The sequence below is a fragment of the Acinetobacter sp. YH16042 genome, assembly GCF_013417245.1.
Lineage (GTDB): Bacteria > Pseudomonadota > Gammaproteobacteria > Pseudomonadales > Moraxellaceae > Acinetobacter > Acinetobacter amyesii.
The window spans coordinates 1-1,355 of record NZ_VPEJ01000121.1 but is presented as its reverse complement, the minus strand read 5'-3'; the positions used below and the strand labels follow the sequence as shown (position 1 = coordinate 1,355).

General features: G+C 30.2%; 3 protein-coding genes. 2 read left to right on the top strand and 1 reads right to left on the bottom strand.

Features of this window, described 5'->3' with window-relative positions; genetic code table 11:
• Positions 1-105 precede the first annotated feature (105 nt).
• Positions 106-354 carry a hypothetical protein gene (locus FTV37_RS17455; RefSeq protein WP_034705816.1) on the top strand — a complete coding sequence of 83 codons (249 nt, stop codon included), beginning with the start codon at positions 106-108 and terminating at the stop codon, positions 352-354.
• A gap of 63 nt (positions 355-417) precedes the next feature.
• Here the strand turns inward: FTV37_RS17455 and FTV37_RS17450 are convergent, their stop codons facing one another.
• Positions 418-822, bottom strand: coding sequence for a helix-turn-helix domain-containing protein (locus tag FTV37_RS17450; RefSeq protein ID WP_057979925.1), 405 nt, complete (start codon positions 820-822; stop codon positions 418-420).
• A gap of 151 nt (positions 823-973) precedes the next feature.
• Between FTV37_RS17450 and FTV37_RS17445 the strand changes: the two genes are divergently transcribed.
• Entirely contained in the window at positions 974-1,300 is a 327-nt protein-coding gene (locus FTV37_RS17445; RefSeq protein ID WP_057979926.1) for a hypothetical protein, read from the top strand.
• The last annotated feature ends 55 nt before the right edge of the window (positions 1,301-1,355 follow it).

Below are 1,355 nucleotides of genomic sequence, written 5' to 3'. Positions count from 1 at the left end.
AAAAGTGATAATTTTATAAAACACTATATATAGTATATTTGTTGTTGATTTTACACTATATGTAGTATAAATTGTATTGATATTAATCAGAATGAGATAAAAAATATGGCTAATAATGCTAAAAAAACTTCCAGCAAAGTCGCTTCTAAGGCATCAGAGATTTTGCGAGATCCTTCATCTTCAGCTATAGCAAAAAAGTTATCAGCTTCTGCATTAGCTCAAACCAAAACAAATAAACAGACAGGGAAAGAAATGGAAACTACTGCTTCTGCTGTATTAAAGAGCAATAAATATAGTCAAGAAACTAAAGAGATTGCGGCTTCTCTTGTTTCTCAATCAAATAAGAATCGATAATCTCAGGAGAATAAAAGGTCTCAAATTAATATGAGATTAATTATTGAGAGCGTGGGCGATGTCCTACGCTTTCTTATTTTTTTTCTGTTTTTTTACTATATCTAATTCGGGTGATTTTTCTTCCAGGATTTTCACTAGTGGAGATAGATCATAGATACTTCGGCCTTTATATTTATTGCTGTCTCTAGAAGTTTTATTCCTAATTATAAATCCCTTTGTTTCAAGCCCTGCTAGAGTTCGTTGTACAGTTCTAGTAGATACACCTATTCGGTGAGCAATTCCTGCTTGTGAGGGATATGGGAATTCTTCTTTTTTCCACCAATGTGTTAACAAGTTAAGTAAAACATTAATTTCTATAGAAGAGAGACCTAATTCTTTTTGAGCATAAATTAAAGTAGTTGGAACAGGAGTAAAACCTAGTATTAGAGAAGTCTCCCCCCATTTCTCTTTTAATTCAAAATTTAACATAAATTTTTTATAAACCTATTCATATATATATATAAATTAATATATATATAGTACGCCAAAATTGTCGTAGTTGATAGTGACATACTTGTCTTATAACCTCTAATAATAAAAGTTAACTTAATTTAATTTTCTTAGGTATTTAGGGCTCGAAATGTTCACTAGAACTGTTCAAACGCTTAAAAATAGTACTGACTTAGTTCAGAGATTTACTATGCCTGAAATTAAAGAAGATTTTGAATTACGTAAACTTTCTCGTAGAGAAAGAAATAATCATTACATTTTAATTTTTAAAAACGTCATCAATCAAAAGAAAGATTGGGAAGACGTAAAAGTTGTTGCTGAAATTCAGGAACGAAATAGCCGGCTAAGATTTAATATCAAAGCATCTAAACAGTATCCAGAATTAGCTTCTTATGAGAAGGTTTTAGAAGAAAAAATTAATGCTATCATTAATACGAATTCTTTATTAATCTCATAAAAACTTAAGGATAGCTGTGTCCCCACCTCATATCTTACCTGAGGAGGATTATAAT